This is a genomic window from Streptomyces sp. NPDC006385, assembly GCF_040612485.1.
In the GTDB taxonomy this organism is placed as follows: Bacteria; Actinomycetota; Actinomycetes; order Streptomycetales; family Streptomycetaceae; genus Streptomyces.
In genome coordinates this window covers 159,702-185,832 of the sequence record NZ_JBEXQG010000002.1, presented here as the reverse complement: position 1 = coordinate 185,832, position 26,131 = coordinate 159,702, and the positions used below count along the sequence as shown (strand labels likewise).

Genomic DNA, 26,131 nt, shown 5'->3' with positions numbered 1-26,131 from the left:
GGGTGCGTGCGCCGGGATGCGCCGTCATCCCGGAGAGTCGAAGCGGAGCTCGACAGGTCCGCGCGAAGACAGGTCAGTTGCCGAACGCCGCGTCGAAGGAGGCCGACGGCGGCTCGAAGTCGTACGCCTTGAGACGGGTCAGCGCCTCGGGGGCGCCCTGGAGCCGGTCCATGCCGGCGTCCTCCCACTCGACCGAGATCGGGCCCTGGTAGTCGATGGAGCGCAGCATCCGGAAGACGTCCTCCCAGGGGACGTCGCCGTGCCCGGCGGAGACGAAGTCCCAGCCGCGCCGCGGGTCGCCCCAGGGCAGATGGGAGCCGAGGCGGCCGTTGCGGCCGTCGAGGCGCTTGCGGGCCTCCTTGCAGTCGACGTGGTAGATCCGGTCGCGGAAGTCCCACAGGAAGCCGACCGGGTCGAGGTCCTGCCACACGAAGTGCGAGGGGTCGAAGTTGAGACCGAAGGCGGGACGGTTCCCCACCGCCGCCAGGGCGCGCTGGGTCGTCCAGTAGTCGTAGGCGATCTCGCTGGGGTGCACCTCGTGCGCGAACCGCACGCCTTGCGCGTCGAAGACGTCCAGGATCGGGTTCCAGCGCTCGGCGAAGTCGTCGTAGCCGCGTTCGATCATCGACTCGGGTGCGGGCGGGAACATGGCGACCAGGTGCCAGATGGCGGAACCGGTGAAGCCGATCACCGTGTCGACGCCGAAGGCGGCCGCGGCCCGCGCGGTGTCCTTCATACGGTCCGCGGCGCGGCGCCGGACCCCCTCCGGGTCTCCGTCGCCCCACACGTCGCCCGGCAGGATGGCCTGGTGGCGTTCGTCGATGATGGCGTCGCAGACGGCCTGGCCGACCAGGTGGTTGGAGATCGCCCAGCACTTGAGGCCGTACTTGTCGAGGAGCTGGTGCCTGGACTCCACGTACGAGGGGTCGCTCAGCGCCTTGTCGACCTCGAAGTGGTCGCCCCAGCAGGCGAGTTCGAGTCCGTCGTAGCCGAAGTCCCGGGCGAGCCGGCAGACCTCCTCCAGCGGCAGGTCGGCCCACTGACCGGTGAACAGCGTGAACGTGCGCGGCATGCGCGTCAGCCTCCTCAGACCGCTATCGGGGTGTAGACGGAGTTCTTCTCGGCGCTCTCCTCCACCGCCGCGAGCACGCGCTGTACCTGCAGCCCGTCGGCGAAGGAGGGTTCGGGCTGCCGGCCCTCCGCGATGGCGTGGACCAGGTCGCGGGCCTGGTGGACGAAGGTGTGCTCGTAGCCGAGGCCGTGCCCCGGGGGCCACCAGGCGTCCAGGTAGGGGTGGTCGGGTTCGGTGACGAGGATGCGGCGGAAGCCGGCCTCCGCGCCGGGTGCCGTGCCGTCGTGGAAGGACAGTTCGTTGAGGCGCTCCAGGTCGAAGGCCACCGACCCGCGCTCGCCGTTGAGTTCGATGCGCAGGGCGTTCTTGCGGCCGGTGGCGTAGCGGGTGGCCTCGAAGGAGGCGAGGGCGCCGGAGGGGAAGCGGGCCGTGAACAGAGCGGCGTCGTCGACGGTGACCTGGCCGGTGCCGGCGGCCGAGACGGCGGACAGTCCGCTGGTGGCGCCGGTGGGCAGAGGCCGCCGGCGTACGAAGGTCTCCGTCAGGGCGGAGACGCCCGCCAGCCGCTCCCCCGTCAGGTACTGCGCCAGGTCGATGATGTGGGCGCCCAGGTCGCCGAGCGAGCCCGAGCCGGCCTGATCCCTGCGCAGCCGCCAGGTCAGCGGGAAGCCGGGGTCGACCAGCCAGTCCTGGAGATACGTCACGCGCACGTGCCGCAGCGCGCCCAGGCGGCCCTCGGCGACCATCCGGCGGGCCAGGGCGGTGGCCGGCACTCGGCGGTAGTTGAAGCCGACCATCGCCACCTGCCCGCGGCCGTACGCCTCCTCCGCCGCCCGCGCCATCGACGTGGCCTCCTCGACGGTGTTGGCGAGGGGCTTCTCGCACAGGACGTGCTTGCCTGCGGCCAGGGCGGCCAGCGCGATCTCGGCGTGGCTGTCACCGGGGGTGCAGATGTCGACGAGGTCGACGTCGTCCCGTTCGACGAGGGCACGCCAGTCGGTCTCGACGGACGCCCAGCCGTGCCGGTCGGCGGCCGCCTGGACGGCGGACCGGTCCCGGCCGCAGATCACGGCCTGCACGGGGTTCAGCGGCAGGTCGAAGACGCGGCCCGCGGTGCGCCAGCCCTGGGAGTGGGCGGCGCCCATGAAGGCGTAGCCGACCATCCCCACGCGCAGGGGTGGTTTGCCTGCCTCGGTCCCTTCTGGCTGCTGCGGCTGTCCCATACGGGTGTCCTCCTCGTCCTGGTCGGGGTGGCGCACGTGGGGGGTGCGGGCGGAATCACTTGAAGCCGGTGGGCATGTACTGGTCGACGTTGGTCTTGTCGACGACGGCCGAGTAGAGCGTGATCGACGCGGGGATCTCGAACTCGGCCATACCGTCGATGCCCTGGCCCTGACCGAGGGCGCGGGCGAGGTCGATCGCGGAGGCGGCCATGGTCGGCGGGTACAGCACCGTCGCCTTCAGGACGCCGTCGTCCTGCTTGATGGCCTGGAAGGCGGACAGGGCGCCCGCGCCGCCGACCATCAGGAAGTCGTCGCGCCCGGCCTGCTCGATGGCGCGCAGAGCGCCGACCCCCTGGTCGTCGTCGTGGTTCCACAGCGCGTCGAACTTCGACTGGGCCTGGAGCAGTTGGGCCATCTTGGCCTGACCGGACTCGACGGTGAACTCGGCGGCCTGCCGGGCGACCTTCTTGATGTTGGGGTAGTTCTTCAGGGCGTCGTCGAAGCCCTGGGTGCGCTGCTTGGTCAGCTCCAGGTTGTCCAGGCCGGCCAGCTCGATGACGCGGGCGTTCGGCTTCCCCTTGAGCTTCTCGCCGATGTAGTGCCCGGCGTTGAGACCCATGCCGTAGTTGTCGCCGCCGATCCAGCAGCGGTATGCCTGCGGGGTGTTGAAGATCCGGTCGAGGTTGACGACCGGGATGCCCGCGCGCATCGCCTTCAGGCCGACCTGGGTGAGCGCCTTGCCGTCGGCGGGCAGCACCACCAGCACGTCGACCTTCTTGTTGATCAGTGTCTCGATCTGGCCGATCTGCGCGGCGGTGTCGTTGGAGCCCTCGGTGATCTCCAACGTCACGTCGGAGTACTTCTCCGCCCGGCTCTTGGCGTTGTCGTTGATGGCGTTGAGCCAGCCGTGGTCGGCCTGCGGTCCGGCGAAACCGATGGTGACCCGCTTGCCGGGCTTGTCGTCGGCGGCCGGCTGGTCGTTCGCGGCCGGTTCGTCCTTGGACTCGTTGCTCGTGCAACCCGTGAGGAGGGCGCCCGCACCTATGGCGGCGGTGCCGAACAGCAGCCCTCTGCGACTGGTGAGCTCTGACATGGCGGTGAACCCTTTCCTCAGGTCGTGCTCGCGGTACGGCGCTGGACCAGCACCGCGGCGACGATGATCGCGCCCTTGGCGATCTGCTGGACGTCGCTCTGCAGGTTGTTCAGGGCGAAGATGTTGGTGATCGTGGTGAAGACCAGGACACCCAGCACCGAGCCGGTGATGGTGCCGCGGCCCCCGCTGAGCAGCGTTCCGCCGATGATCGCGGCGGCGATGGCGTCGAGTTCGTAGAGGTTGCCGTTGGTGTTCTGGCCGGAGCCGGACAGGACGATCAGCAGGAAGGCGGCGATGCCGCAGCACAGCCCGGACAGCAGGTAGAGGTAGAGCCGCTGGCGGCGGACGTCGATGCCGGCGAGCCGGGCCGCCTCCGCGTTGCCGCCGACGGCGACCGTGCGCCGGCCGAAGGTGGTGCGGTTCAGGATCAGCCAGCCGATGATCGTCACGACCGCGAACACCATGACGAGCGGCGGGATGCCGAGCACGTACGCGTCGCGCTCGCCGAGGTCCAGCACGGAGGGCACGGTGACGATCTGCGTCTTGCCGTCCGTGATCTGCAGGGCCAGTCCGCGGGCGGAGGCGAGCATGGCGAGCGTGGCGATGAACGGGACCATCGCGCCGTACGCGATGAGCATCCCGTTGACCAGTCCGCATCCCACACCGACGATCACCGCCGTGAAGAGGATGCCGCCGAAGCCGTACTCCTGGGTCGCCACCGTCGTCGCCCACACCGAGGCGAGCGCGACGATCGCGCCGACGGACAGGTCGATGCCGCCGGAGGTGATGACGAACGTCATGCCGACGGTGACGACGCCGATCACGGACGCCTGGGTGAGGACGAGTTGGAGGTTGCGGGTGTCCAGGAACTCGTCCGGCTTGGTGATGCCGCCGATGACGATCAGTACGGCGAGGACGCCGAGCAGGGAGAGGGTGCGCACGTCGGCGCGGGCCATCAGGCCGCGCCAGGCGGGCGGTCCCCCGGCCGACGGCACCTTGCCGGTGCTGTCCCGGGGCGGGGAGGCGTGCTGCGTCATGACGCCGGGCTTCCTTCCATGACGAGGTCGAGGACACGGTGTTCGTCGAGTTCGCGAGCCGGGGCGGTGTGGACGACGCTGCCTTCGCGGAGCACCAGCACCCGGTCGGCGAGGCCGAGCACTTCGGGGACTTCGCTGGAGACCAGCAGTACGGCGAGGCCCTCGTCCGCCAACCGCCGGACCACCGCGTACAGTTCGGCGCGGGCGCCGACGTCGACGCCTCGGGTGGGTTCGTCGAGCAGCAGGACACGGCAGCCGCGCAGCAGCCAGCGGGCCAGGACGGCCTTCTGCTGGTTGCCGCCGGAGAGGGTGCGCACCGGCGCGGACGGGTTGTCGGGCCGCAGCGACAGCTCGCGGGTCGCGGCCCGCGCGGCCCTCAGCTCGGCGGCGCGGTCGATCCAGCCGCCGCGCGAGAAACGGGACATGGACGACACCGACACGTTGCGGGTGACGGACTCCAGCATCAGCAACGCCTGCGCCTTGCGCTCCTCGGGGGCGAGCCCCAGCCCGGCGCGTACGGCGGCCCGCACGCTGCCGGGCCTGAGCGCCCGCCCTTCCACGAGGACCTGACCGGCGGTCGGCTTGCGGGCTCCGTAGATCGTCTCCAGAATCTCGGAGCGCCCGGAGCCCACCAGTCCGGCGAGCCCGACGATCTCCCCGGGCCGCACGGCCAGGTCGAGGGGCTCGAACTCGCCGTCCCGGGCGAGTCCGCGCACCTCCAGCAGCGGCTTCCCGGCTGTCACGTCCTTGGCCGGCCGCTCGGGAAAGACGTACTCCACGGTGCGGCCCGTCATCAGAGCCACGACCTCGCGCGTCGGCGTCGTCTTCGCGGGCAGCCCGCCCGCCACGGCCCGCCCGTCCTTCAGCACCGTCACCCGGTCGCCGATGCGGCGGATCTCCTCCAGCCGGTGGGAGATGTAGACGACGGCGACTCCGGCGGCGGTGAGATCGCCGACGATGCGGAAGAGGTTGTCGACCTCGTCCGGGTCGAGGGCGGCGGACGGCTCGTCCATCACGATCAGGCGTACGTCGTGGGAGAGCGCCCGCGCCATGGACACGATCTGCTGCTGCGCCGCCGACAACGCGCCGACCAGGCGTGCCGGATCGATCTCGGGGTGCCCGAGTCGCCGCAGCAGAGCGGCGGTCGAGGTGCGGGCCGCCTTTCCCCGTACGACGAAGCCGGCGGCCGTGGGTTCATGGCCGAGGTGGACGTTCTCGGCGACCGACAGGTGCTCGACCAGGTCGAGTTCCTGGTAGATGGTGGCGATGCCGAGGCGCATGGCGGCGATCGGCGAGCGGAGCGTGACCGTCTCGCCGCGCCAGTGGATCGTGCCGGTGTCGGGCTGGTGGGCACCGGCCAGGACCTTGATGAGGGTGGACTTGCCGGCCCCGTTCTGACCGAGCAGACAGTGCACCTCACCGGCCTGGACGTCCAGGTCGACGCCGTCGAGGGCCCGGACTCCGGGGAACGACTTGGTGATGCCGGACATGCTGAGCAGCGGTGGTTCTGGTGCCATGAGGTCCCCTTGGCGGGCGTGCGGGCCGGTTTCAGGGCAAGGTGGGACAAGGCAGAGCAGGTTGGGACAGGGCAGAAGCGGGCAGAGCAGGCAGGGTGGAGCAGCGGGCCGTTCTGGTGAGCCGTGTGGAGCTGGGGCCTACGCGGGTGAGAACAGGTGGTCGCTGATGAGCCGGGCCGCGCCGATGACTCCGGCGGTGGGGCCCAACTCGCCCAGGACGATGGGGAGGTTGCCGGTCGCGAGGGGCAGCGACTGGCGGTAGACCTGGGTGCGGATCGCGGCGAGCAGGGTGTGGCCGAGGCCGGTCACCCCGCCGCCGATCACCACCAGGCCGGGGTTGAAGAAGCTGACGAGACCGGCGATGACCTGGCCGACGCGGTTGCCGCCCTCGCGGATCAGGTCGAGTGCGGTGGCGTCGCCCGCGGCGGCCGCGGCGGCCACGTCGACGGCGGTCAGGGTGCCGCCCGCCTCCAGCCGCGTGGCCAGTTCGACGGAGCGTCCGTGCTGGGCCGCCTCCACGGCGTCCCGGGCGAGGGCCGCGCCGCTGAAGTGGGCCTCCAGACAGCCGCGGTTGCCGCAGGCGCAGGGGCGGCCGTCGGGCACGGCCTGGATGTGCCCGATGTCGCCCGCGCTGCCGGTGACACCGCGGTGGACGTCACCGCCCGCGACGATGCCGCAGCCGATGCCGGTGCCGATCTTGACGCAGAGGAAGTCGCCCACGGAGCGTGCGACGCCCGCGTGCTGCTCCCCCATCGCCATGAGGTTCACGTCGTTGTCGACCATGACCGGGCAGCCGAGTTCCTGGCTGAGCGCCTCCCGCACGGGGAAGCCGTCCCAGCCCGGCATGATCGGCGGAGCCACGGGGACGCCCTCGGGGAAGCGGACCGGACCCGGGACGCCGATGCCGGCGCCGTCGTATCCCTCCGCGAGCCCCGATGCCCTCAACTTCGCGGCCATGGACAGGACTTGCTCGAAGACCGCGACCGGACCCTCGCGCACGTCCATGGGCTGGTTGAGGTGACCGAGGATCTCCAGTTCGGCGTTGGTGACGGCGACGTCGACCGAGGTCGCGCCGATGTCGACGCCGAGGAAACGCAGCCCCGGGTTGAGCCGGATGTTGTGGGAGCGGCGCCCGCCGCGCGAGGCGGCGAGTCCGTCGGCCACGACCAGGCCCGTCTCCAGCAGCCGGTCCACCTCCACGGCCAGCTTGGACCGTGAGAGGTCGATCTGGTCGCCCAGCTGGGCACGGGAGTTGGGGCCGCCGTCGCGCAGCAGCTTCAGCAGCCGGGCCTGGTGGGCGTTCGCGGGTCGCGCCGTCATGCGTCTCACGAGCCCCTCCCCGCCCCAATCGGCCTGTGCGCGCCGGGTTTCGGCCACATCAGTGGCCTGCTTTCGAGGGGAACGTAGCAGCGGCCGTCGGGACTGGGAAGAAGTTGCGCAGAGATTGCCCTCAACTTTCGCCACTCACAGGACAAAGAAGAGACGCGACCCGGAACGCCGCGGCGGTGCTCAGGACTTGGCGCGTGCGTGGTACGACCGTCGCGTGTGCTCGGTGTGCTCCCGCATCAACTGCGTGGCGCGCTGCTCGTCCCGCTCGGTGATCGCGGCGATCATGCCCCGGTGCTCGATCCAGGACTGCCGGCCGCGCCGGCGGGCGACGGGCGTGTAGTACCAACGGACCCGGCGGTCGACCTGCGCGGCCAGTTCGGCGAGGACCGCGTTGCCCGCGAGTTCCATGATCTTCGCGTGGAAGCGGGCGTTGAGGGCGACGGCCGCGTCCACGTCGTCGGCGGCGACGGCCTCCTCCCCGTCCGCGCACAGCTGTTCCAGGGCCGCGATGCCGGCGCTGTCGGCGCGGGCGGCGGCGAGCCGGGCGGCCTCGGCCTCCAGGAGGGTGCGGACGGTGAGGAGTTGGTCGGCCTCCTCCTCGGTCGGCTCGTGCACGAACGCGCCCTGCGCGGGCCGCAGATCGACCCAGCCCTCGGTGTTCAGCCGCTGGAGCGCCTCGCGCACCGGCTGCCGCGAGACGCCGAGATGACCGGCCAGTTCGCTCTCGACCAGGTGCTGGCCCGGGTGGAGGGCACGGGTCGTGATGAGTTCGAGCAGCGCCTCGTAGACGCGGTCACGCAGCGGACCGGGCCGTTCGAGCTTGGGCACCGCGCCCTGCGGCAGTCCTGTCGACAACATCGGTTCCCCTCCTGGGCGAACACCTGCGACTGCGGTCGGTAGCCGGCCGTCACCGGAAAGCCAGATCGATTGTCTTTCGTCTACAGTCTACGGCGCACAAGGACCAGGGAATCGGAGAGACGGCCACCTCACACGACAGGGGTCAGGGGCAGCGGACGACCTGTCCGGCGTACGACAGGTTTCCGCCGAACCCGAACAGCAGCACCGGCTGCCCGCTGGAGATCTTGCCCTGCTCCAGGAGTTTGGAGAACGCGAGCGGGATGCTCCCCGCCGAGGTGTTCCCGGACTCGGCGACATCGCGCGCGACCACGGCGTTGACCGCGCCGAGCTTGAGGGCGAGCGGCTCGATGATGCGCAGGTTGGCCTGGTGCAGCACGACCCCGGCGAGGTCCTCCGGCGCGAGCCCCGCCCGCTCGCAGGCCCGGCGCGCGATGGCCGGAAGCTGTGTCGTCGCCCAGCGGTAGACGCTCTGCCCCTCCTGCGCGAACCGCGCGGGCTGGCCCTCGATGCGCACCGCGTGCCCCATCTCGGGCACCGAACCCCACAGCACCGGCCCGATGCCGGCCTCCTCGGACGCCTCCACGACAGCCGCGCCCGCTCCGTCGCCGACGAGCACACAGGTCGTGCGGTCGGCCCAGTCGGTCACGTCGGACATCTTGTCGGCGCCGATCACCAGTGCCCGGCCCGCGGCGCCCGCGCGGACGGCGTGGTCGGCGGTGGCCAGGGCGTGGGTGAAGCCGGCGCAGACGACGTTGACGTCCATCGCGGCGGGCGAGGGGATGCCGAGCCGGGCCGCGACCCGGGCGGCCATGTTCGGGGAGCGGTCGATGGCGGTGGAGGTGGCGACGAGGACGAGGTCGATGTCGCCGGGGGCGAGACCCGCCGCGGCGAGCGCCTTGGCGGCGGCGTGCGCGGCCAGCTCGTCGACCGGCTCGTCGGGCCCGGCGATGTGGCGGGTACGGATGCCCACCCGGCTCCTGATCCACTCGTCACTGGTGTCGACCATGCCCGCCAGGTCCTCGTTGGTGAGCACCTTGGCGGGCTGGTAGTGGCCGACTGCGGCGATGCGCGAGCCGTTCATCGATGGTGATCCCCTCGAACATCGGGTAGCGGGATTCACCAGTCTGATCAGTGACTCGTGGGTACGGCTGCATGTGATGCCACAGGAATCGCGGGTCCGTGTTGTCGGCTTCCATCAGAGCCGTCCGTCGCCCGGAGCGTTCCCGAACGCCTACCCGGTGAACAGCTGCGTCGCCTTGCGGACGAGCTCGTAGAGCCCGTAGCCGAGCGGCACCCCCACCCACACCCAAGCGAAGGCGATCAGCCCTCGCCGGCCGGGCGGACCGCTACTGCTGGCGCTGGACATCCGCGGCCTCCTTCTCCTTCACCGCCGGGGCGGGGACGTGATGGCGGGGGTGGACGGGCCGGACGAGTTCGTTGGCGACGAAGCCGACGACGAGCAGCCCGATCATGATGAACAGGGACATGGTGTAGAGGGACGAGCCGTCCTTGCCCGCCTCCTCCTGCCGGTCGGCGATCCAGTTCACGATCAGCGGTCCGAGGACGCCGGCCGTGGACCAGGCGGTGAGCAGCCGTCCGTGAATGGCGCCGACCTGGTAGGTCCCGAAGAGGTCCTTCAGGTAGGCGGGGATCGTCGCGAAACCGCCGCCGTAGAAGGACAGGATCACCAGCGCGCACAGGATGAACAGCGGCTTCGACGAGTCGCCGGCCAGTGCGATCAGCCCGTACATGAGCGCACCCGCACCCAGGTACAGGCGGTAGATGTTCTTGCGCCCGATCAGGTCGGAGGTCGACGACCAGCCGATGCGGCCCGCCATGTTGGCGGCGGACAGCAGGGCGACGAAGCCCGCGGCGGCCGACACCGACACCGGTGTGGAGGTGTTCGCGAAGAAGTCCGTGATCATCGGCGCGGCCTTCTCCAGGATGCCGATGCCGGCGGTCACGTTCATGCAGAGCACGATCCACAGACACCAGAACTGCGGTGTGCGCACGGCGTCGCGCGCGGACACCTGGGGCCCGTCGAAGGCGCTGGGCCCGTCACCGACCGGCCGCTCGGTGCGCGGCACCCGGACGAGTAGCACACCGAGCAGCATGAAGACGGCGTACGTCAGCCCGTGCACCAGGAACGCCAGCGCGATCCCGGAGCTGTCGCCGCCGAACGACTCCAGCATCTGCGCCGACCAGGGCGAGGCGATGAGCGCGCCGCCGCCGAAGCCCATGATCGCGATGCCGGTGGCCATGCCGGGCCGGTCCGGGAACCACTTGATCAGGGTGGAGACCGGCGAGATGTAGCCGATGCCGAGGCCGATCCCGCCGACGAAGCCGTAGCCGAGGACGATCAGCCAGTACTGCTCGGTGGCGGCGCCGAGGGCGGAGAGCAGGAAGCCGGACGAGAAGCAGACCAGGGCGACCGTCATGGCCCAGCGCGGTCCGTTGCGCTCCACCAGCGTGCCGCCGAACGCGGCCGACAGTCCGAGCATCACGATGCCCAGCTGGAACGGCAGAGCGCTCTGGGTGCCGCTGAGGCCGAGCGCGGATTCGAGCGGTGGCTTGAACACGCTCCAGGCGTAGGCCTGGCCGATGGACAGATGGACCGACAGAGCGGCGGGCGGAACCAGCCAGCGGCTCCATCCCGGGGGTGCGACCGGTGGACTCATGATCCCGAACGGTAAGGAGGAAGAGGGGAGTTGAGAAGCCGCCGCGTCGATCGTGTGCGATGAGCGGTATCCAGGACGCGACGAACGGTCGAACGCCGTGCGCGACCTCTTGCCGACCTCGATCCATACTGTAGACAATATTTCGTCGACAGGATTCGACTGGTTTCGCACTGCTTCCCAGCCACCTCCGCGGTACTCCCTCGACCGAACGGAGCGTTCCGAAGTGAAAGCTGCAGTCCTCGGCGCCGGTGCCATCGGCGCCTACGTGGGAGCCGCGCTCCGTCGCGCCGGTGCGGACGTGCACCTCGTCGCCCGTGGACCGCATCTGGCGGCCATGAGGTGGCACGGAGTGCGGGTGCTCAGTCCGTGCGGCGACTTCACCGCCCGCGCGCACGCGACCGACGACCCGGCCGAGGTCGGCAACGGGCCGTCGGCTGTGTCGTCTACCCCGCGACCGAACTCGAAGGGCCGGGTGCGGCGTACGAATGACCGCGATACCGCTGGGAGTGCCGCGCCGGCCGGTGGAGTTCACGGTCGACGGCGAGGAGGCCAGGGTCCCCGCGGGCTCGACGATCCTCGACGCGTGCCGGTCCGCCGGGAAGGACGTCCCCACGCTGTGCCAGGGGACACGCTCACGCCCAAGAACGCCCGCCGGGTGTGCGTGGTGGAGGTCGAGGGGTCTTGGACCCTGGTCCCGGCGTGCTCGCGGAGGGTCGAGCCGGGCACGGTGTGCGCGTACTGCGGAGTGGGCTGCGACCTCACGCTCCACGTGCAGGACAATGAGATTGTCAAGGTCACCTCTCCCCACGACAACCCGGTGACCCACGGCAACCTCTGCATCAAGGGCCGTTTCGGCTACCAGCACGTACAGAACCGGGACTGAGGCGCGACATGGGACGAGTCACGGAACGACGCAAGGTGATCCGCATCCGGGACGGGGCCGTCTCCACCCGGCCGGACACGCTCGTCGCCGAGGAACCGCTGGAGATCCGGCTCAACGGCAAGCCGCTGGCGATCACGATGCGCACGCCGGGCGACGACTTCGCGCTGGCGGCGGGGTTCCTGGTGAGCGAGGGCGTGCTGGGCGGGGCGGATGACCTGCGGAACATCGTGTACTGCGCGGGCGCCACGGTGGACGGGTCGAACACGTACAACGTGGTGGACGTGACGACGGCGCCGGAAGTGGTGATCCCCGACATCACCCTCGAACGCAACGTGTACACCACCTCGTCCTGCGGGTTGTGCGGCAAGGCGTCGCTGGACGCGGTCCGTACGACGGCCCGCTGGCCCGTCGACGACACGCACGGCGGTGACGCTCCCCCGGTCCGGCTCGCCCCCGACCTGCTCGCGAGCCTCCCCGACCGGCTGCGCGCGGCCCAGCGGGTCTTCGACCGGACCGGGGGGCTGCACGCGGCGGCCCTGTTCACGGAGGACGGCGAACTGGTCGACATACGGGAGGACGTGGGCCGGCACAACGCGGTCGACAAGCTGGTCGGCCGTGCCTTGCAGCGGGGGGATCTGCCGCTGTCCCGGACGGTCCTGCTGGTCTCGGGGCGGGCCAGCTTCGAGCTCGCCCAGAAGGCGGTGATGGCGGGGATTCCGGTGCTGGCGGCGGTCTCGGCGCCCTCGTCGCTGGCCGTGGACCTCGCCGCGGAGACGGGGCTGACACTGGTGGGCTTCCTACGGGGCAGCTCCATGAACGTGTACGCGGGCGAACACCGGCTCGCCCTGCGGAGCGCGGCCGCCCAGGGCTGAGAAGGCTCCCCGCGACACGGCGGCGGGGCCCCGGATCGGCGGGGAGCGCCCCCTGCGCCGTGCAGGGGCCCCGCCGTGATCAGAAGCTCTGCCGCCGTGAACGCCGTCAGCGTGGGTGGCGATGCCGCCGTACACCCACTACTCCATCCGTGAGTGACACGTGCACGGTTCTTGTGATGTGTGCGATAGCCCAACTAACGTCTGTGATGCGCACCTTGGACGTGGGATGTCCGAATGTTCAGATGCCTGGACACCCGACCAGACGATGAAGGGCGGGCCGCATCATGCCGTCAAGAGTTCGCGCACGTCTCAGAGCTGCCCTCGTCGCGGCCGTCGCCACTACGGCGACGGCCGCGGCATTGAGTCCGGCGCAGTCCCAACCCACCGCCCGGACCGCGCCGTTCGAGCAACAGGTGCTGTTCCGGGCCGGTCAGGATCCGGGCTACGCCTGCTTCCGCATTCCGGCGATCGTGAAGAGCAAGAGCGGCACGTTACTGGCCTTCGCCGAGGGACGGGTGCTCAACTGCGGTGACGCCGCCGACATCGACATCGTCCTCAAGCGGTCGACCGACGGCGGCCGCACCTGGGGGCCGCTCCAGGTCGTCAACGAGGGCGACGGGGACACCCACGGCAACCCGGCGCCGATCGTGGACCGCGAGACCGGCCGCATCCTGCTGGCGGAGACGTACAACACGGGCCGTACGGACAGCGGGAATTGCTCCGTCCCCTGTGACCGCACTCCGCATCTGCAGTACAGCGACGACGACGGACGGACCTGGTCCGAGCCGCGCGATCTGAGCGACGAGATACTGCCCGCGCACTGGAACTCCTGGTACGCCACCGGCCCCGTGCACGGCATCCAGCTCACCCGGGGCAAGCACGCCGGGCGCCTCGTCTTCGGCGTCAACACCGAGACCTGGGACGGCAGTCGGGTCACCGCCAACCACGCCGCCCTCATCGTCAGCGACGACGGCGGCGACAACTGGCGGATCGGCGCCACCGACTCCTGGCCCATCGCCGCCGACGACGGCACCTTCCGGCAGAAGCCGTCCGAGGTGACCCTCACCGAGCGCGCGGACGGCACGATCCTCATCAGCGGCCGGGAACAGGACGGCACGGATCTCGGGCACCGCTCCCAGACGTACAGCCGCGACGGCGGCGACAGCTTCACCGGCCCGTTCCGCGGCCTTGCGGACCTCTACACGCCCCAGGTGCAGGGCGCCACGCTCCGCCTGGGCGACCGCATGCTGCTGTCCGCGCCCGCCGACCCCGACCGGCGGCGGACCATGATGGTCCGGTCCTCCTGGAACGGGGGCACCACCTGGGACAGCGTGGACCGCGGCAAGGTCGTGACCACGGACTGGTCGGGGTACTCCGACATGGTGGGCATCGACGCGTCCACGGTGGGCCTGATGTACGAGGGCGGCGCCGTCGACGCGCGCGACGAGATCCGCTTCGCCCGCTTCACGGAGGACTGGCTCGGTCCCCGCCGCGGCCCCGACCCGACCACCCCCGACCTCGCGCCGCGCGCGCCCCGCGCGACCGTCCTCGGCGGTGCCGCCACGACCGACGGCGTGTTCGGCCGGGCCCTGGAGTTCGACGGCGCGGACGACGCCGTACGCCTGCCGTACCGCTCCCGACTCCCGCTCGGGACGGGGGACTTCACGGCCTCGCTCTTCTTCCGCTACTCCGCCACCGGCGGCGAGCAGCCGTTTTTGTGGATGGGCGGGATCGGCAGCACCCAGCCCCAGATCTGGCTGCGCGGCGAGCCCGACAACGACCGGGTGCGGGCCCTGATCACCACGCGGGAGGGATTCCGGACCGTGCGCACCGCCTCCGTCTGGGCCGACGGCGCGCACAACGACGGGCGCTGGCACCACCTCGTCCTGCGGCGCGGCGCCGGCGAGCTGACGCTCTTCCTCGACGGTACGGCCATCAGCACCGCGGACGTGGCCGGTTCGGTCAGCCGCAACTCGCCGTTCGGCGTGCACATCGGCCAGCGCATGGACAGCCGCGCCTTCCTCACCGGCGCGATCGACGACGTCCGCGTGTGGAACCGGGCGCTCGGCGACACCGAGGTCAAGGCCGCGGCGCAGGTCACCGGCCGTAAGTCCTCGGCCACCCGCGACACCGTGCTGTGGCTGCCCATGGACCGGGTGCGCTGAGGCCACTACCGTCCCAGGGGTGCCCGACGACACACGAGCACGGCAGCGTACGGGAGCCGGCCTCGGACTGCTGCTGGCCCTGGTTCTCGCGGCCGTGCTGCTCACCGCCCTCCCGGACGACGGCGAACGGGAGGGCGGCGGCGCGTGCGCACCGCGCACGGTCGCGTCCTGGTCGGCCGACGACAAGCTCACCGCCGAGTTCGCCCGCTACGGCGACGATCCCACCCGCGCCGACGACTGGACCGGCGGCGACGGCACCCACTCGGTGCGGCTGCCGGACGGGCGGCTGCTGTGGCTGTTCTCGGACACCTACCTCGGGCGGGTGTACGCGCCGCCCAACCCGTTCGGCGAGTCCCACACCTGGCGGGACACCGCCGCTCCCCTGGTGCGCAACTCGGCGGTCGTCATGCGCGACGGCCGTCTGGAGCGCACCCTCGCCGCCCCGATCTTCCCGGACCCCGCGCCGAACCAGTGGCGCTGGCCGGTCGCGGCCCGCGTCGAGCCCCGCTCCCCCGGCTCGTCCGAGCAGGTCGTACGGGTGCTGCTGTGGGTGCGCACGGCGGGCCAGTCCCCCTGGATCTACGGTGTGCCGACCGCCACCGAGGTCGCCACGCTCTCGCTGCCCGAGCTGCGGGTCGAGTCGTTCGCGAAGGTCCTCGACCAGCAGCTGGTGCCGGATCCCTCCCGGCGTGTCCTGTTCGGCACGACGCTGGTCGAGGAGGGCGGCTGGACGTACGTCTTCGGTGGTGACGACGGGCAGGCCGTGTCCCGGCCGGCCTCGCACGCGTACGTCGCGCGGGTGCCGGAGGGCAGGCTCGCGGAGCCGGGCGCCTGGCGGTACTGGGACGGATCGCGGTGGGCGCAGGCGGGTTCCCGGCCGCGTGCGGTGCTCGGGGACGGGCAGCGCAAGGGGGTGGGGAGCGCGTTCTCGGTGGTGCGGGTGCGGGGGACGTACGTCCTGTTCACCATGGCCGCGGGTACCGACGGGCTGACGACCGTGACGTCGTACTGGGCCTGCTCCCCGACCGGCCCGTGGCACGGGCCGACGAAGGACTTCAGCCCGGCGCTGCCGCAGGGCGGCCAGGTCGCCGCCTACAACCCGCAGACACATCCCGAACTGAGCGGCGGCGGGCGTCTCGTCCTGAGCTACGACGTCAACTGGCTGGAGACGACCGGCGCCGCGGCGCAGCTCAGCCGGAACGTGTCCCTGTACCGACCGCGGTTCGTGACGCTGCGGCTGGCCCCGACACGGTGACCGGCTCCCCGGCGTCGCGGGCGCGGCGCTTGGCGGTGACCGCGCACACCATCAGCTGCATCTGGTGGAAGAGCATCAGCGGCAGCACGGCCAGCGAGGCATGGGCGCCGAACAGGACGCTCGCCATGGGCAGGCCGGCGGCGAGGGACTTCTTCGAGCCCGCGAACTGGATCGCGATGCGGTCCTCGCGGCTGAAGCGCAGCGCCTTGGCTCCGTACCAGGTCAGGGTGAGCATCACGGCCAGCAGCACCGCCTCGACGGCGAGCAGGCCGGCCAGCCGGACGGGGCTCACCTGGTGCCAGATGCCCTGGACCATGCCCTGGCTGAACGCGGTGTAGACGACGAGCAGGATCGAGCCGCGGTCGACGAGTCCGAGGACCTTCTTGTGCCGGGTGACGAAACCGCCGATCCAGCGGCGCAGCGCCTGCCCCGCGAGGAACGGCACCAGCAGCTGCAGCACGATCTTCAGCAGCGAGTCGGCGGAGAAGCCGCCGGCTCCGGAGCCGAGCACGGCCGCGGCGAGGAGCGGGGTGAGGACGATGCCCACGAGCGAGGAGAAGGAGCCCGCGCAGATCGCCGCGGGCACGTTGCCCCGGGCCATCGAGGTGAAGGCGATCGACGACTGGATCGTCGACGGGACGAGGGTGAGAAACAGCAGGCCCTGGTAGAGCGGGTGGGTCAGGAAGACCGGGACGAGCCCGCGGGCGGCCAGGCCCAGCAGTGGGAAGACGACGAAGGTGCAGGCCAGGACGGTGACGTGGAGGCGCCAGTGCTTCAGCCCGTCCAGCGCCTCACGGGTGGACAGCCGGGCGCCGTAGAGGAAGAACAGGAAGGCGATCGCCGCCGTGGAGGCACCGGACGCGACGTCGGAGGCCGTCCCGCGCGCCGGGAAGAGGGCCGCGAGGCCCACGGTCCCGAGCAGCAGCAGGATGTACGGGTCGATCGGCATCCAACGGGGCCATCGCAGGCGTTTCACTGTGCTCCACTACTTCGCTGTCGTACGCGGTTGTCGCATCGCCGTGCTTCGGGTTCCCGGCACGGACGTGCCCTCTCCATCGTCCTGCGCCGGTCAGCGATCGGGAATCCGGCATACCACTCTGACTGTCATCACGTTCCGCGATGACCACCGGTAGCCTTGGGGCCATGTACGACCCCTCCCACCTGCGGACGTTCCTCGCGGTGGCCCAGACGCTCAGCTTCACCCAGGCCGCCCGGCGCCTCGGCCTGCGTCAGTCGACCGTCAGCCAGCACGTACGGCGGCTGGAGGACGCCACCGGGCGTCCGCTGTTCACCCGGGACACCCATTCCGTGGAGCTGACCGAGGACGGCGAGGCGATGCTCGGCTTCGCCCGCCGGATCCTGGAGGTGCACGAGCAGGCGGCGGCGTTCTTCACCGGCACCCGGCTGCGCGGCCGGCTCCGCTTCGGCGCGTCCGAGGACTTCGTCCTCACCCGTCTGCCGGAGATCCTGGAGGGCTTCCGCTACGACCACCCGGAGGTCGACCTGGAACTGACGGTCGAACTCTCGGGCACGCTGCACGAGCAGCTGGCCGCCGGAAAGCTGGACCTGGTGCTGGCCAAGCGGCGCCCCGAGGACTCCCGGGGCGAGCTGGTCTGGCACGACCGGCTGGTGTGGATCGGCGCGGAGCGGCTGCGCCTGGAGCCGGACCGCCCGGTTCCGTTGATCGTCTATCCGCCGCCGGGCATCAGCAGGGCGCTCGCGTTGGAGGCGCTGGAACGGCAGGGGCGTGACTGGCGGATCGTGTGCACGAGCGGCAGCCTCAACGGGCTGATCGCGGCGGCCCGGGCCGGGCTCGGCGTGATGGCGCACTCGCGCGGGCTGATTCCGCCGGGTCTGGCGCGTGTGCCCGACCGCTCCGGGCTCCCGGAACTGGGCCGCGTCGACTTCGTCCTGGCCCACGGCCGCCGTCACACACCCGCCCAGGGCGCCGCGGACGCGCTGGCCGCGGCGATCCTGGCGGGCGGGGACCGGTTGCACCGGCGCCGGGGCGACTAGCCGCCCCGGTGTGACAGGTCGCGGTGCCCGTACGCTGACCAAGGAGAGGACGGCCGAGGAGAGGACGGAGCGTCGGGGACGACGTGGTCGACCGGGTCGGCGGGGCGCGGTCGGGTCGTACAGATTCGGTGGAGATCACGGGCCCGAAACTTACTCAACCGTCAGTTTTCTGTCCGACCCTTCCCCATGTGCGCGCATTTTCCGGCGCGGACCAGGCATACCTGAGCACTGCTCTGTTTTTCGGCCCCCTCCCGCCCCACCGGCGGGTGGGGTAGCTTTCACGGCGCTGAGCGGAGCGTCAGCCGAGGCATTCGGAGCGGGGAGCGGGGTTTGCGCGAGTTCACCAACCCTCCGTTGGCGTTGGCGCCGCCGGTGGGCGGTCTGGCCGACGTCGTCTTCGAGCATGCCCAGGACGACCCGCTGAACGTCGCCCTCGGCCGCAAGGACGCGAGCGGGCGGTGGCGGGACGTCACCTCCGCCGAGTTCCGGGACGAGGTGCTCGCCCTCGCCAAGGGCCTCCTGGCCCGGGGCATCCGGTTCGGCGACCGGGTCGCGATCATGTCCCGCACCCGGTACGAGTGGACGCTGTTCGACTTCGCCCTGTGGACCATCGGTGCCCAGGTGGTGCCGGTCTACCCCACCTCCTCGGCCGAGCAGTGCTTCTGGATGCTGTACGACGCCGAGTGCTCGGCCGCGATAGTGGAGCACGAGGACCACGCGATGACGATCGCCACCGTCATCGACCGGCTGCCCCGGCTGCACCAGCTGTGGCAGCTGGACGCGGGCGCCGTGCAGGAGCTGTACGAGGCCGGCGCCCACCTCGACGACGAGGTCGTCCACCGGCACCGGCAGGCGGTCACGCCCGACTCGGTCGCGACGATCATCTACACCTCGGGCACGACCGGGCGTCCCAAGGGCTGTGTCATCTCGCACGGCAACTTCATGTACGAGGCGGACACCGTCATCGAGCGCTGGGAGCCGGTGTTCCACTCCAAGAAGGGCGACGAGGCGGCGACCCTGCTGTTCCTGCCGCTCGCGCACGTCTTCGGGCGCATGGTGCAGGTCGCCGCGATCCGCGGCCGGGTGCGCTTCGGCCACCAGCCGCAGATGAACGCGGCCGCCCTGCTGCCGGACCTCGCGGCGTTCAGGCCGACGTTCTTCCTGGCCGTGCCGTACATCTTCGAGAAGGTCTTCAACGCCGCCCGCCGCAAGGCCGAGAAGGAGGGCAGGGCCGGCGCCTTCGAGAAGGCCGTGGAGGTCGCCGTGAAGTACGCGGACGCGCTGGAGGCCAAGGCGTGGGGCATCGGCCCGGGCCCGTCGGCCGGTCTGCGGATGCAGCACCAACTGTTCGACAAGCTCGTCTACTCCAAGATGCGAGCGGCGATGGGCGGCCGCATCCGGCACGCGATGTCCGGCGGTTCGGCGATGGACCGGCGGCTGGGGTTGTTCTTCGCCGGCGCGGGCGTGCACATCTACGAGGGCTACGGCCTCACCGAGTCCACAGCGGCCGCGACCGCCAACCCACCGCACCGCACCCGGTACGGCACCGTCGGTCAACCCATTCCGGGCATGACCGTGCACATCGCGGACGACGGCGAGATCTGGCTGCACGGGGCCAACGTCTTCCAGGGCTACCTCAACAACCAGAAGGCCACCGACGAGACCCTGCACGACGGCTGGCTGGCCACCGGCGACCTGGGCTCCCTCGACGAGGACGGCTACCTCACCATCACCGGCCGCAAGAAGGAGATTCTTGTCACATCCAGCGGCAAGAGCGTCTCGCCGGGGGCGCTGGAGGAGCGCGTCCGCGACCACCCCCTGGTCGCCCAGTGCATCGTCGTCGGCAACGACCGCCCGTACATCGCGGCCCTGGTCACCCTGGAGCAAGAGGCCGTCGAGCACTGGCTGATGATGCGCGACAAGCCCCGGATGACGCCGGCTCAACTGGTGCGCGACCCGGACCTGGAGACGGAGGTGCGGCGCGCGGTCGTCGCCGCCAACACCCTTGTCTCGCAGGCCGAGTCGATCCGTACGTTCCGTATCCTCGCCCAGCCGTTCACCGAGGAACACGGACTGCTCACACCGTCGTTGAAGATGAAGCGCAAGGCGATCGAGAACGCCTACGCCAACGAGGTCGAGGCGCTGTACCGAGCCTGAGGTCCGGATCGGTTCGAACGGATTCTCCGGTCAGGAATGCATCGCGGCCCGTGATCGTTGACGATGTGAGTACCACCTGACGACAACCGTAAGGATCCATAGCTCGTGAGCAGCAAGGTCCCCCACACCACCCTCAACAACGGCGTCGAGATGCCCCAGCTGGGCTTCGGCGTCTGGCAGGTGCCGGACGACGAGGCGGAGCGGGCGGTCAGCACCGCGCTGGAGGCCGGGTACCGCAGCATCGACACAGCGGCGATCTACGGCAACGAGGAGGGCACCGGAAAGGCCATCGCCGCCTCCGGCCTCCCCCGCGAGGATGTCTTCGTCACCACCAAGCTCTGGAACAGCGACCAGGGGTACGACTCCACGCTTCGTGCCTTCGACGTGTCGCTGAAGAAGCTGGGCCTGGACTACGTCGACCTGTACCTCATCCACTGGCCGCTGCCGGCCCGCGGCACGTACGTCGACACGTACAAGGCGTTCGAGAAGCTCCACGCCGACGGCCGTATCCGCGCGATCGGTGTCTCCAACTTCCTTCCGGAGCACCTTGAGCGGCTGATCGACGAGACGTCGGTCGTCCCGGCGCTCAACCAGATCGAGCTGCACCCGCACCTGCAGCAGCGCGCCTCCCGCGAGTACCACGCCGCGCAGGGCATCGCCACCGAGGCATGGTCGCCGCTCGGCCAGGGCAAGGGCCTGCTGGAGGTCCCGGCGATCGTCGCCATCGCGCAGAAGCACGGCCGCACCCCGGCCCAGATCGTGCTGCGCTGGCACCTGCAGCTGGGCAACGTCGTGATCCCGAAGTCCGTGACGCCGTCGCGGATCAAGGAGAACATCGAGGTCTTCGACTTCAGCCTGGACGACGAGGACCTCGCGGCGATCAGCGCGCTGAACGAGGACCGGCGTATCGGTCCGGACCCGGCGACGTTCGACATGGCCTGACGGCCGCGTCCGCGCACCCGGCACCGTTTCGGTGAGACCGTCCGCCCGCCGCTCGGCTGTCCGAGCGGCGGGCGGAGGCGTGCGCGGAACCGGATCGCGGGCCGATTCCCGCGCGGGACTCCTCAGTCGCCGCGCACGTCGGTGAAGACGACCTCGAACTCCTCCAGTCCGGTCACGGTCGCATGCGCCTTGGCCGCGCCTTCGTGCCTGGCCGCCGCCTGACCGGAGCGGGACGCCTCCAGGGACGCGTGGTCGACGAAGATCACTCCGACCAACCCGCGCCCCCGCCCTCTGTCGACCAGCAGGGACGCCCGGGCCAGCCCCGTGAGGGTCTCCAGCCGGGGCACCACCGTCGCCCGGAACGTGTCGGCGAGCAGGTCCGCGTCCATGGGGTCGAACTCCAGCCTGGTGAGCCGCAGTCCGCCGCCCGCCTGCGGCTGCCGGGCCTGGTGGAAGACCAACGCCTCGTAGTTGTCGACCGCGAGGGTCCCCGCGAACGGCTCCAGCATCGCCGCCCGCCGCTCGCGCAGCACCTCGTCGCTGTTGCGCCGGGCCTGCTCCGACTCCCACCAACTCGCCGCCAGGAGTTTCCCGAGCGTCCGGTCCACGAAGACACTTGCCCCGCGGTATCCCGGGCGGTCTTCCAGCAGGTCCCGCCCCTCTGTGTTCATTGCCCTGATGGCAGTGTCGATCTTCGTGGGATCGCCGGTCGCGTAGAGGGCGCGTACGAACATGACACCTCCCGGAAAGCCGGGCCATATCCGAAATCTTCGGCATGTCCAGTCTTCTACTGGGGTCATGACGTCGCAATCAGCCACCCGGTAAGGAAACTTTCCTGAAAGAAGGGCACCCCATAAAAGAAGGCCACCGTCCCCGTCTGCGGTGCGAACGGCGCCGTCTTCTGGAAGGCCGACATGGACATCGACTGCGACGGCCGGCGCACGGCCAAGTGCAACGAGCACACCGACCCCTGGTTCCTGCCCGACACGGCGTTCCACCAGTCCGACGGGGAACCGCTGAGGTCCGATGCGCCGCCGTACGTCGTCGTGCCCGGTGCCAGCGAAACGTGGGACTACTCCACGGCGGACATCAAGGGCGGCGGCGTGGCCGCCGTCGTCCACGACGACCAGGTCCTGTACGCCGTCTTCCGAGGTGACGTACATCCTCTTCGCGAACTCCCAGGTCTCGCCCATCGAGGACCACGGCGCGGCGGTCTCGCTGGGCGAGAAACGGGCGGAGGAGTTCATCGAGAGCAACTGACCCCCGGACGGCGTGCTCACCGGCGTCACTGGGTCCGCACGGCCGTGTACACGGTCTGCGCCGCGAGCACGAACAGATCGGGACGGTGGTGCACGCTCGCCTTGTCGTCCGGGTCGAGCAGCCGGTCGAGGGTCGCGCGGTCGTCGGCGTCGAGGTGATCGGCCAGCCCCTCGCGGGTGCGGGTCAGCGTGGCGGCGACGAAGGCGCGGGCGCGGTCCGTGGTCGGGGCCGGCAGGTCGAGCAGGAAGGTGCGGGTGCCGGTGGGCCTGAGTCCGGCGGCGGTGAGCAGCGCCGGCCAGTCCTCGGTCTCGGCGACGGAGCCGGGCAGGTCGTCGCGCATCGCCGCGAACCGCTGCGCTTCCAGTGCGTCGAGACGCTCCTGCAGCCCGGGGCGCCCGAAGCCGATGTCGCGCGGCAGGAACCGGCTCGGGAGACCGCCCTCCTGCAGCGCCAGCGTGCCGCCGTGTGCGAGGCGGTCGGCGAAGGCGGCGAGGGCGGCGCGCTGGTCGCCGAGGTGGTGCAGAGTGCGGCTCACCCACAGCAGATCGACGGGGTAGTCCAAGTCGTCCAGGACGTCCGGCAGTTCACCGGCGAGGGTCCCGAAGCGGTCGGCGACACCGAGCCGCTCGGCGCGCGCCCGGGCCCGCTCCAGCAGCGGTTCGGATCCGTCGACGGCGACGACCCGGGCGCCGGGGAAGGCGTCGGCCAGCAGACAGGCGACGACGCCGGGCCCGCTGCCCGCGTCCACGATCAGCCCCGGCTCGGTCTGCCGCTTGGCCAGCCAGGCCATGGCGTGCTCGTACATGGGCGTGAACAGCTCCGCCTGCGCCTCCAGCAGCGGGGCCATCTCGTTCCAGTCGATGTCGCTGTGGTCGTGGTGATGATGGTGATCGTGGTGCTCGTGCTGGTGGTGCCGGTGGTCGTCGTGCGCCATGGTGGTCAGCCTCTCGTCCGGATGCCGCCAGCGTGCGACGACGCACCGCCACGGGGCCACTGTCCTTGCCGCATCGGCAAAAGCGGGGCAAAAAAATGAGGTGCGGAGGCGGGCTCCGGTCACCCAGGATGGCCCGATGAACGACGAGATGGTGGAGCGCTTCCTCGAGGACGGGTTCGTGAAGATCGAGGCGGCCTTCCCGCCGCGCGTCGCCGAGCACTGCGCGCGGTTGCTGTGGCGGGAGACGGGGTACGACCCGGAGGACCCCGGCACCTGGAAGGACCCGGTGTACTGGGTGTACGACCTGGCGCAGGGCCCGTTCGCGGCCGCCGTCAACACCCCGGTCCTGCATGAGGCGTTCGATGCGCTGGTGGGTGAGGACCGATGGCAGTCCCGCTACTCGCTGGGCAGCTTCCCGCTGCGCTTCCCGCACGAGGAGGAACCCGACGACGCGGGCTGGCACATCGAGGGCAGCTACGTACCCGAAGGCGCCGCGCACCCGCACACGAACATACGCTCCAAGGACCGTGCGCTGCTCATGCTGTTCCTGTTCAGCGAGGTCACCGAGGACGACGCCCCGACCCGCATCCGGGTCGGCTCGCACCTCGACGTACCGGCGGTCCTGGAACCGTACGGCGAGGCCGGCGCGTCCTTCCTGGAGCTCGGCCCGAAGGTCGCCGAAGCCTCCGCGCACCGTCCGCTCGCCCACGCCACCGGCCGCCCCGGCGACGTCTATCTGTGCCATCCCTTCCTGGTCCACGCCGCCCAGCCCCACCACGGCACCCGCCCCCGCTTCATGGCGCAGCCGCCGCTGCACCCGGCGGAGCAGTGCGAGCTGGAGCGGGCCGACGGGAACTACTCGGCGGTGGAGTTCGCGATCCGCCGGGGCCTGGCCCGGGAGTAGGGCCGGGCGAGGCCCCGGCGGGGCCGGTCAGCCGGTTACGACAGCGGCGGGTACGCGTTCCGCATCAGCTCCTGGAACTGGGCCGAGAACCAGTGCCCGGAGATCGGGGCGTTCGGCAGAGCGCCGGACAGGTTGTTGCCGTTGCGCGGGTTGCCCGTGTAGGTCGGGTCGCACATGCGGTCGAAGCCCTTGCCCTCGTCGTTCGGGATCTCCTTGCTGGCGCCGTCGGACTCACCCGGCGGCTTCATCCAGACGTACGCGTCGATCCCGGCCGCCGGGTTGGCCTGCGGGCGCTCGCCGAGGCCGGCGCCGGACTGGTTGCACCAGTTGCCGATGTGGATGCGGCGGTCGTAGCGGCCGCCGTTGACGTACGTGTCGACGTTCGTCATCGCACCGGGACCGGCGGGCCGTGCGCTGCCGCCCCAGCCGTTGCGGGAGGTGTCGATCAGCATGCCGATGCCGGAGTTGAAGCCGGCCGTGATCAACTGGTTGCGGAACGCCTGTGCGAAGGACAGCTCGTCGACGTACCGGTTCCAGTCGACCCACTTGGACTCACGCACGGACTTGCCGCCGACGGAGTCGTTGATGGTGAAGTTGTTCTCCTTCAGGGCGCTGTAGTTGGCCGTGTTGGTGATGAAGCCGTGGACGTCGTTGACGGTGGCGCCCTCGGTGGTGGCCGCCTCCTTCATCAGGGCGGCGCTGGGGGCGAAGTTGTCGTCCCAGCCGATCCAGCCGTGGTGGCCGGCGTCGATGTAGTTGTAGACGTTGGCCGCGTCACCGAGCTTGTTGAGGGCGTAGCCCACGCCCTTCTGGTAGTTGCCGTTGGCCTTCATCACGTCGCACTGCGGCGTGGCGGTCGGCCGGCTGCCGGTGTTGGTGATCAGGTTGGGCAGCGAGTCGATCTCGATGGTGTTCACGATCCGCAGCGAGGCGTACTTCGGGTCGGCGAGGATCGCGGCGATCGGGTCGATGTACTCGGTCTTGTACCGGTTGATCTCCGTCGGACCGAGTTCGCCGTTGGAGGCGAGCGCGGCGCAGTCGCGTCCCGGCAGGTTGTAGATCACCAACTGGACGACGAGTTCGCCGGAGCCCTTCTGGCGCAGCGCCTCGTCGAGGTGGGCGCGCAGGCCCATGCCGCCGTTGACGCCGTTGATGGCGGCGATCCGGTCGAGCCAGACGCCGGTCGGCTGGTTGGCGATACGGCTGCCGCCCGGCTCGGCGGCGGCCTTCGCGGACCACTCCGGGTTCACGTACACCTTGGCGCCGGAGTACGGGTTGTCGACCTTCGGACCGGTCGGGTCGGGTCCGGGTCCAGGTCCCGAGCCGCCGTCGACGTTGCAGGTCACGCCGTCGAGCGTGAAGGTGGCCGGGATCGCGTTGGAGCCGCTGTAGGAGGCCTGGAAGCCGAAGCTGACCGAACCGCCGGTCGACAGTGTGCCGTTGTAGGACTCGTTGGTCGCGGTGACGGCCGCGCCGCTCTGGCTCAGCTTGGCGTTCCAGCCATTGGTGATCTTCTGGTTTCCGGCGTACGACCACTTCACCGACCAGTTCGACTTGGCGGCGCCCTGGTTGGTGACCGTCACGGCGGCGGTGAAGCCGGTGGCCCACTGGTTCTGCACCTTGTAGTCGACGGTGCAGGGCACGGCGGCCGTGCCGATTCCGCCGGGGACCGCGGCGAGCGCGGTTCCCGAGGCCCCGGCCCCGGCGACCAGGGCGAGGGCGGCGAGCATCGCTGTTCTGGTACGAGTCATGAGTGCGGGTTTCCTTCTTCGTGAGGGGAGTTGTCCGTCGAGGGCGCCTGGACGATCACGCGGCCCGATGCCGTACGACGTGGGCCAGTGCGGCCGCCGCGGCGGTCGGGCCGCGACCGGGGCGAGCGTGGGGTCCCGGCAGCTCTGGTTCGCGCGGGCGTTGAAGTGGTGGACGTGCCAGGCGG

Annotated in this window: 21 protein-coding genes and 3 pseudogenes; 10 read left to right on the top strand and 14 right to left on the bottom strand. The window is 70.8% G+C overall.

What is annotated here, in order from left to right; translation table 11 throughout:
- Positions 1 to 73: 73 nt before the first annotated feature.
- The 10 genes from ABZ078_RS02325 to ABZ078_RS02280 all read right to left on the bottom strand — a co-directional run bounded on the left by ABZ078_RS02325 (position 74) and on the right by ABZ078_RS02280 (position 10,807).
- On the bottom strand, positions 74 to 1,072 hold the full coding sequence (locus ABZ078_RS02325) for a sugar phosphate isomerase/epimerase family protein (protein ID WP_356570771.1): 999 nt from the start codon (positions 1,070 to 1,072) through the stop codon (positions 74 to 76).
- Between the two features lie 14 nt (positions 1,073 to 1,086).
- Positions 1,087 to 2,295 carry a Gfo/Idh/MocA family oxidoreductase gene (locus ABZ078_RS02320; protein WP_356570769.1) on the bottom strand — a complete coding sequence of 403 codons (1,209 nt, stop codon included), beginning with the start codon at positions 2,293 to 2,295 and terminating at the stop codon, positions 1,087 to 1,089.
- A 55-nt stretch (positions 2,296 to 2,350) separates the two neighbouring features.
- A complete protein-coding gene (locus tag ABZ078_RS02315; protein WP_356570767.1) occupies positions 2,351 to 3,388 on the bottom strand; it encodes a substrate-binding domain-containing protein in 1,038 nt (345 codons plus the stop codon).
- 17 nt (positions 3,389 to 3,405) lie between these two features.
- Positions 3,406 to 4,425, bottom strand: coding sequence for an ABC transporter permease (locus ABZ078_RS02310; RefSeq protein WP_356570765.1), 1,020 nt, complete (start codon positions 4,423 to 4,425; stop codon positions 3,406 to 3,408).
- Positions 4,422 to 5,942: a sugar ABC transporter ATP-binding protein gene (locus tag ABZ078_RS02305; RefSeq protein WP_356570763.1), complete on the bottom strand. Its 1,521-nt coding sequence runs from the start codon at positions 5,940 to 5,942 to the stop codon at positions 4,422 to 4,424. Before ABZ078_RS02305 ends, ABZ078_RS02310 begins: the two co-directional genes overlap by 4 nt.
- Before the next feature lie 138 nt (positions 5,943 to 6,080).
- On the bottom strand, positions 6,081 to 7,262 hold the full coding sequence (locus tag ABZ078_RS02300; RefSeq protein ID WP_356570897.1) for an ROK family transcriptional regulator: 1,182 nt from the start codon (positions 7,260 to 7,262) through the stop codon (positions 6,081 to 6,083).
- Positions 7,263 to 7,451: 189 nt separating this feature from the next.
- Positions 7,452 to 8,129, bottom strand: a complete 678-nt coding sequence (locus ABZ078_RS02295) for a GntR family transcriptional regulator (RefSeq protein ID WP_356570761.1) — start codon at positions 8,127 to 8,129, stop codon at positions 7,452 to 7,454.
- Between the two features lie 142 nt (positions 8,130 to 8,271).
- Positions 8,272 to 9,210 (bottom strand): beta-ketoacyl-ACP synthase III, encoded by a 939-nt coding sequence (locus tag ABZ078_RS02290; RefSeq protein WP_356570759.1) that lies wholly within the window; start codon positions 9,208 to 9,210, stop codon positions 8,272 to 8,274.
- Between the two features lie 150 nt (positions 9,211 to 9,360).
- Positions 9,361 to 9,495 (bottom strand): hypothetical protein, encoded by a 135-nt coding sequence (locus ABZ078_RS02285; RefSeq protein WP_356570757.1) that lies wholly within the window; start codon positions 9,493 to 9,495, stop codon positions 9,361 to 9,363.
- Complete coding sequence (locus ABZ078_RS02280; protein WP_356570755.1) at positions 9,476 to 10,807, bottom strand: OFA family MFS transporter; 1,332 nt, start codon at positions 10,805 to 10,807, stop codon at positions 9,476 to 9,478. Before ABZ078_RS02280 ends, ABZ078_RS02285 begins: the two co-directional genes overlap by 20 nt.
- 223 nt (positions 10,808 to 11,030) lie before the next feature.
- On the opposite strand from ABZ078_RS02280, the pseudogene ABZ078_RS02275 reads away from it, so the two are divergent.
- The 5 genes and pseudogenes from ABZ078_RS02275 to ABZ078_RS02255 form a co-directional block, all read left to right on the top strand.
- Positions 11,031 to 11,228 (top strand): annotated as a pseudogene (locus ABZ078_RS02275) (2-dehydropantoate 2-reductase N-terminal domain-containing protein); the annotation flags it as partial.
- A gap of 64 nt (positions 11,229 to 11,292) precedes the next feature.
- A pseudogene (locus ABZ078_RS02270) lies at positions 11,293 to 11,690 on the top strand (2Fe-2S iron-sulfur cluster-binding protein).
- Positions 11,691 to 11,698: 8 nt separating this feature from the next.
- On the top strand, positions 11,699 to 12,562 hold the full coding sequence (fdhD, locus tag ABZ078_RS02265) for a formate dehydrogenase accessory sulfurtransferase FdhD (RefSeq protein ID WP_356570753.1): 864 nt from the start codon (positions 11,699 to 11,701) through the stop codon (positions 12,560 to 12,562).
- A 284-nt stretch (positions 12,563 to 12,846) separates the two neighbouring features.
- Complete coding sequence (locus ABZ078_RS02260; protein ID WP_356570751.1) at positions 12,847 to 14,727, top strand: sialidase family protein; 1,881 nt, start codon at positions 12,847 to 12,849, stop codon at positions 14,725 to 14,727.
- 19 nt (positions 14,728 to 14,746) lie between these two features.
- Complete coding sequence (locus ABZ078_RS02255) at positions 14,747 to 15,982, top strand: DUF4185 domain-containing protein (protein WP_356570749.1); 1,236 nt, start codon at positions 14,747 to 14,749, stop codon at positions 15,980 to 15,982.
- Here ABZ078_RS02255 and ABZ078_RS02250 read toward each other — a convergent pair.
- Complete coding sequence (locus ABZ078_RS02250; RefSeq protein WP_356570747.1) at positions 15,918 to 16,931, bottom strand: bile acid:sodium symporter family protein; 1,014 nt, start codon at positions 16,929 to 16,931, stop codon at positions 15,918 to 15,920. The genes ABZ078_RS02255 and ABZ078_RS02250 overlap by 65 nt on opposite strands.
- A 194-nt stretch (positions 16,932 to 17,125) precedes the next feature.
- Between ABZ078_RS02250 and ABZ078_RS02245 the strand changes: the two genes are divergently transcribed.
- The 3 genes from ABZ078_RS02245 (at position 17,126) to ABZ078_RS02235 (ending at position 21,097) form a co-directional block, all read left to right on the top strand.
- A complete protein-coding gene (locus ABZ078_RS02245; protein WP_356570745.1) occupies positions 17,126 to 17,998 on the top strand; it encodes a LysR substrate-binding domain-containing protein in 873 nt (290 codons plus the stop codon).
- Positions 17,999 to 18,328: 330 nt separating this feature from the next.
- Positions 18,329 to 20,155: an AMP-dependent synthetase/ligase gene (locus ABZ078_RS02240; protein ID WP_356570744.1), complete on the top strand. Its 1,827-nt coding sequence runs from the start codon at positions 18,329 to 18,331 to the stop codon at positions 20,153 to 20,155.
- Between the two features lie 105 nt (positions 20,156 to 20,260).
- Positions 20,261 to 21,097: an aldo/keto reductase gene (locus ABZ078_RS02235; protein WP_356570742.1), complete on the top strand. Its 837-nt coding sequence runs from the start codon at positions 20,261 to 20,263 to the stop codon at positions 21,095 to 21,097.
- 122 nt (positions 21,098 to 21,219) lie between these two features.
- Here the strand turns inward: ABZ078_RS02235 and ABZ078_RS02230 are convergent, their stop codons facing one another.
- Complete coding sequence (locus ABZ078_RS02230; protein ID WP_356570740.1) at positions 21,220 to 21,831, bottom strand: hypothetical protein; 612 nt, start codon at positions 21,829 to 21,831, stop codon at positions 21,220 to 21,222.
- Positions 21,832 to 21,960: 129 nt separating this feature from the next.
- On the opposite strand from ABZ078_RS02230, the pseudogene ABZ078_RS02225 reads away from it, so the two are divergent.
- A pseudogene (locus ABZ078_RS02225) lies at positions 21,961 to 22,357 on the top strand (glycoside hydrolase family 75 protein); the annotation flags it as partial.
- A gap of 25 nt (positions 22,358 to 22,382) precedes the next feature.
- Here ABZ078_RS02225 and ABZ078_RS02220 read toward each other — a convergent pair.
- Positions 22,383 to 23,291 (bottom strand): methyltransferase domain-containing protein, encoded by a 909-nt coding sequence (locus tag ABZ078_RS02220; protein ID WP_356570738.1) that lies wholly within the window; start codon positions 23,289 to 23,291, stop codon positions 22,383 to 22,385.
- Between the two features lie 136 nt (positions 23,292 to 23,427).
- Here ABZ078_RS02220 and ABZ078_RS02215 point away from each other — a divergent pair, with 136 nt between their 5' ends.
- Complete coding sequence (locus ABZ078_RS02215) at positions 23,428 to 24,195, top strand: phytanoyl-CoA dioxygenase family protein (protein WP_356570736.1); 768 nt, start codon at positions 23,428 to 23,430, stop codon at positions 24,193 to 24,195.
- Positions 24,196 to 24,230: 35 nt separating this feature from the next.
- On the opposite strand, the gene ABZ078_RS02210 is transcribed toward ABZ078_RS02215, so the two are convergent.
- On the bottom strand, positions 24,231 to 25,946 hold the full coding sequence (locus ABZ078_RS02210) for a glycoside hydrolase family 6 protein (protein WP_356570734.1): 1,716 nt from the start codon (positions 25,944 to 25,946) through the stop codon (positions 24,231 to 24,233).
- Positions 25,947 to 26,131 lie beyond the last annotated feature (185 nt).

What these genes read in the sequence shown, in the direction of transcription:
- ABZ078_RS02245 (WP_356570745.1), top strand. Translation starts at nt 17,126, where the DNA reads ATGTACGACCCCTCCCACCTGCGGACGTTCCTCGCGGTGGCCCAGACG.
- ABZ078_RS02285 (WP_356570757.1), bottom strand. Translation starts at nt 9,495, where the DNA reads ATGTCCAGCGCCAGCAGTAGCGGTCCGCCCGGCCGGCGAGGGCTGATC.
- ABZ078_RS02325 (WP_356570771.1), bottom strand. Translation starts at nt 1,072, where the DNA reads ATGCCGCGCACGTTCACGCTGTTCACCGGTCAGTGGGCCGACCTGCCG.
- ABZ078_RS02280 (WP_356570755.1), bottom strand. Translation starts at nt 10,807, where the DNA reads ATGAGTCCACCGGTCGCACCCCCGGGATGGAGCCGCTGGCTGGTTCCG.
- ABZ078_RS02260 (WP_356570751.1), top strand. Translation starts at nt 12,847, where the DNA reads ATGCCGTCAAGAGTTCGCGCACGTCTCAGAGCTGCCCTCGTCGCGGCC.
- ABZ078_RS02300 (WP_356570897.1), bottom strand. Translation starts at nt 7,262, where the DNA reads ATGACGGCGCGACCCGCGAACGCCCACCAGGCCCGGCTGCTGAAGCTG.
- ABZ078_RS02220 (WP_356570738.1), bottom strand. Translation starts at nt 23,291, where the DNA reads ATGGCGCACGACGACCACCGGCACCACCAGCACGAGCACCACGATCAC.
- fdhD (WP_356570753.1), top strand. Translation starts at nt 11,699, where the DNA reads ATGGGACGAGTCACGGAACGACGCAAGGTGATCCGCATCCGGGACGGG.
- ABZ078_RS02295 (WP_356570761.1), bottom strand. Translation starts at nt 8,129, where the DNA reads ATGTTGTCGACAGGACTGCCGCAGGGCGCGGTGCCCAAGCTCGAACGG.
- ABZ078_RS02290 (WP_356570759.1), bottom strand. Translation starts at nt 9,210, where the DNA reads ATGAACGGCTCGCGCATCGCCGCAGTCGGCCACTACCAGCCCGCCAAG.
- ABZ078_RS02305 (WP_356570763.1), bottom strand. Translation starts at nt 5,942, where the DNA reads ATGGCACCAGAACCACCGCTGCTCAGCATGTCCGGCATCACCAAGTCG.
- ABZ078_RS02310 (WP_356570765.1), bottom strand. Translation starts at nt 4,425, where the DNA reads ATGACGCAGCACGCCTCCCCGCCCCGGGACAGCACCGGCAAGGTGCCG.
- ABZ078_RS02210 (WP_356570734.1), bottom strand. Translation starts at nt 25,946, where the DNA reads ATGACTCGTACCAGAACAGCGATGCTCGCCGCCCTCGCCCTGGTCGCC.
- ABZ078_RS02215 (WP_356570736.1), top strand. Translation starts at nt 23,428, where the DNA reads ATGAACGACGAGATGGTGGAGCGCTTCCTCGAGGACGGGTTCGTGAAG.
- ABZ078_RS02230 (WP_356570740.1), bottom strand. Translation starts at nt 21,831, where the DNA reads ATGTTCGTACGCGCCCTCTACGCGACCGGCGATCCCACGAAGATCGAC.
- ABZ078_RS02315 (WP_356570767.1), bottom strand. Translation starts at nt 3,388, where the DNA reads ATGTCAGAGCTCACCAGTCGCAGAGGGCTGCTGTTCGGCACCGCCGCC.
- ABZ078_RS02250 (WP_356570747.1), bottom strand. Translation starts at nt 16,931, where the DNA reads ATGCCGATCGACCCGTACATCCTGCTGCTGCTCGGGACCGTGGGCCTC.
- ABZ078_RS02320 (WP_356570769.1), bottom strand. Translation starts at nt 2,295, where the DNA reads ATGGGACAGCCGCAGCAGCCAGAAGGGACCGAGGCAGGCAAACCACCC.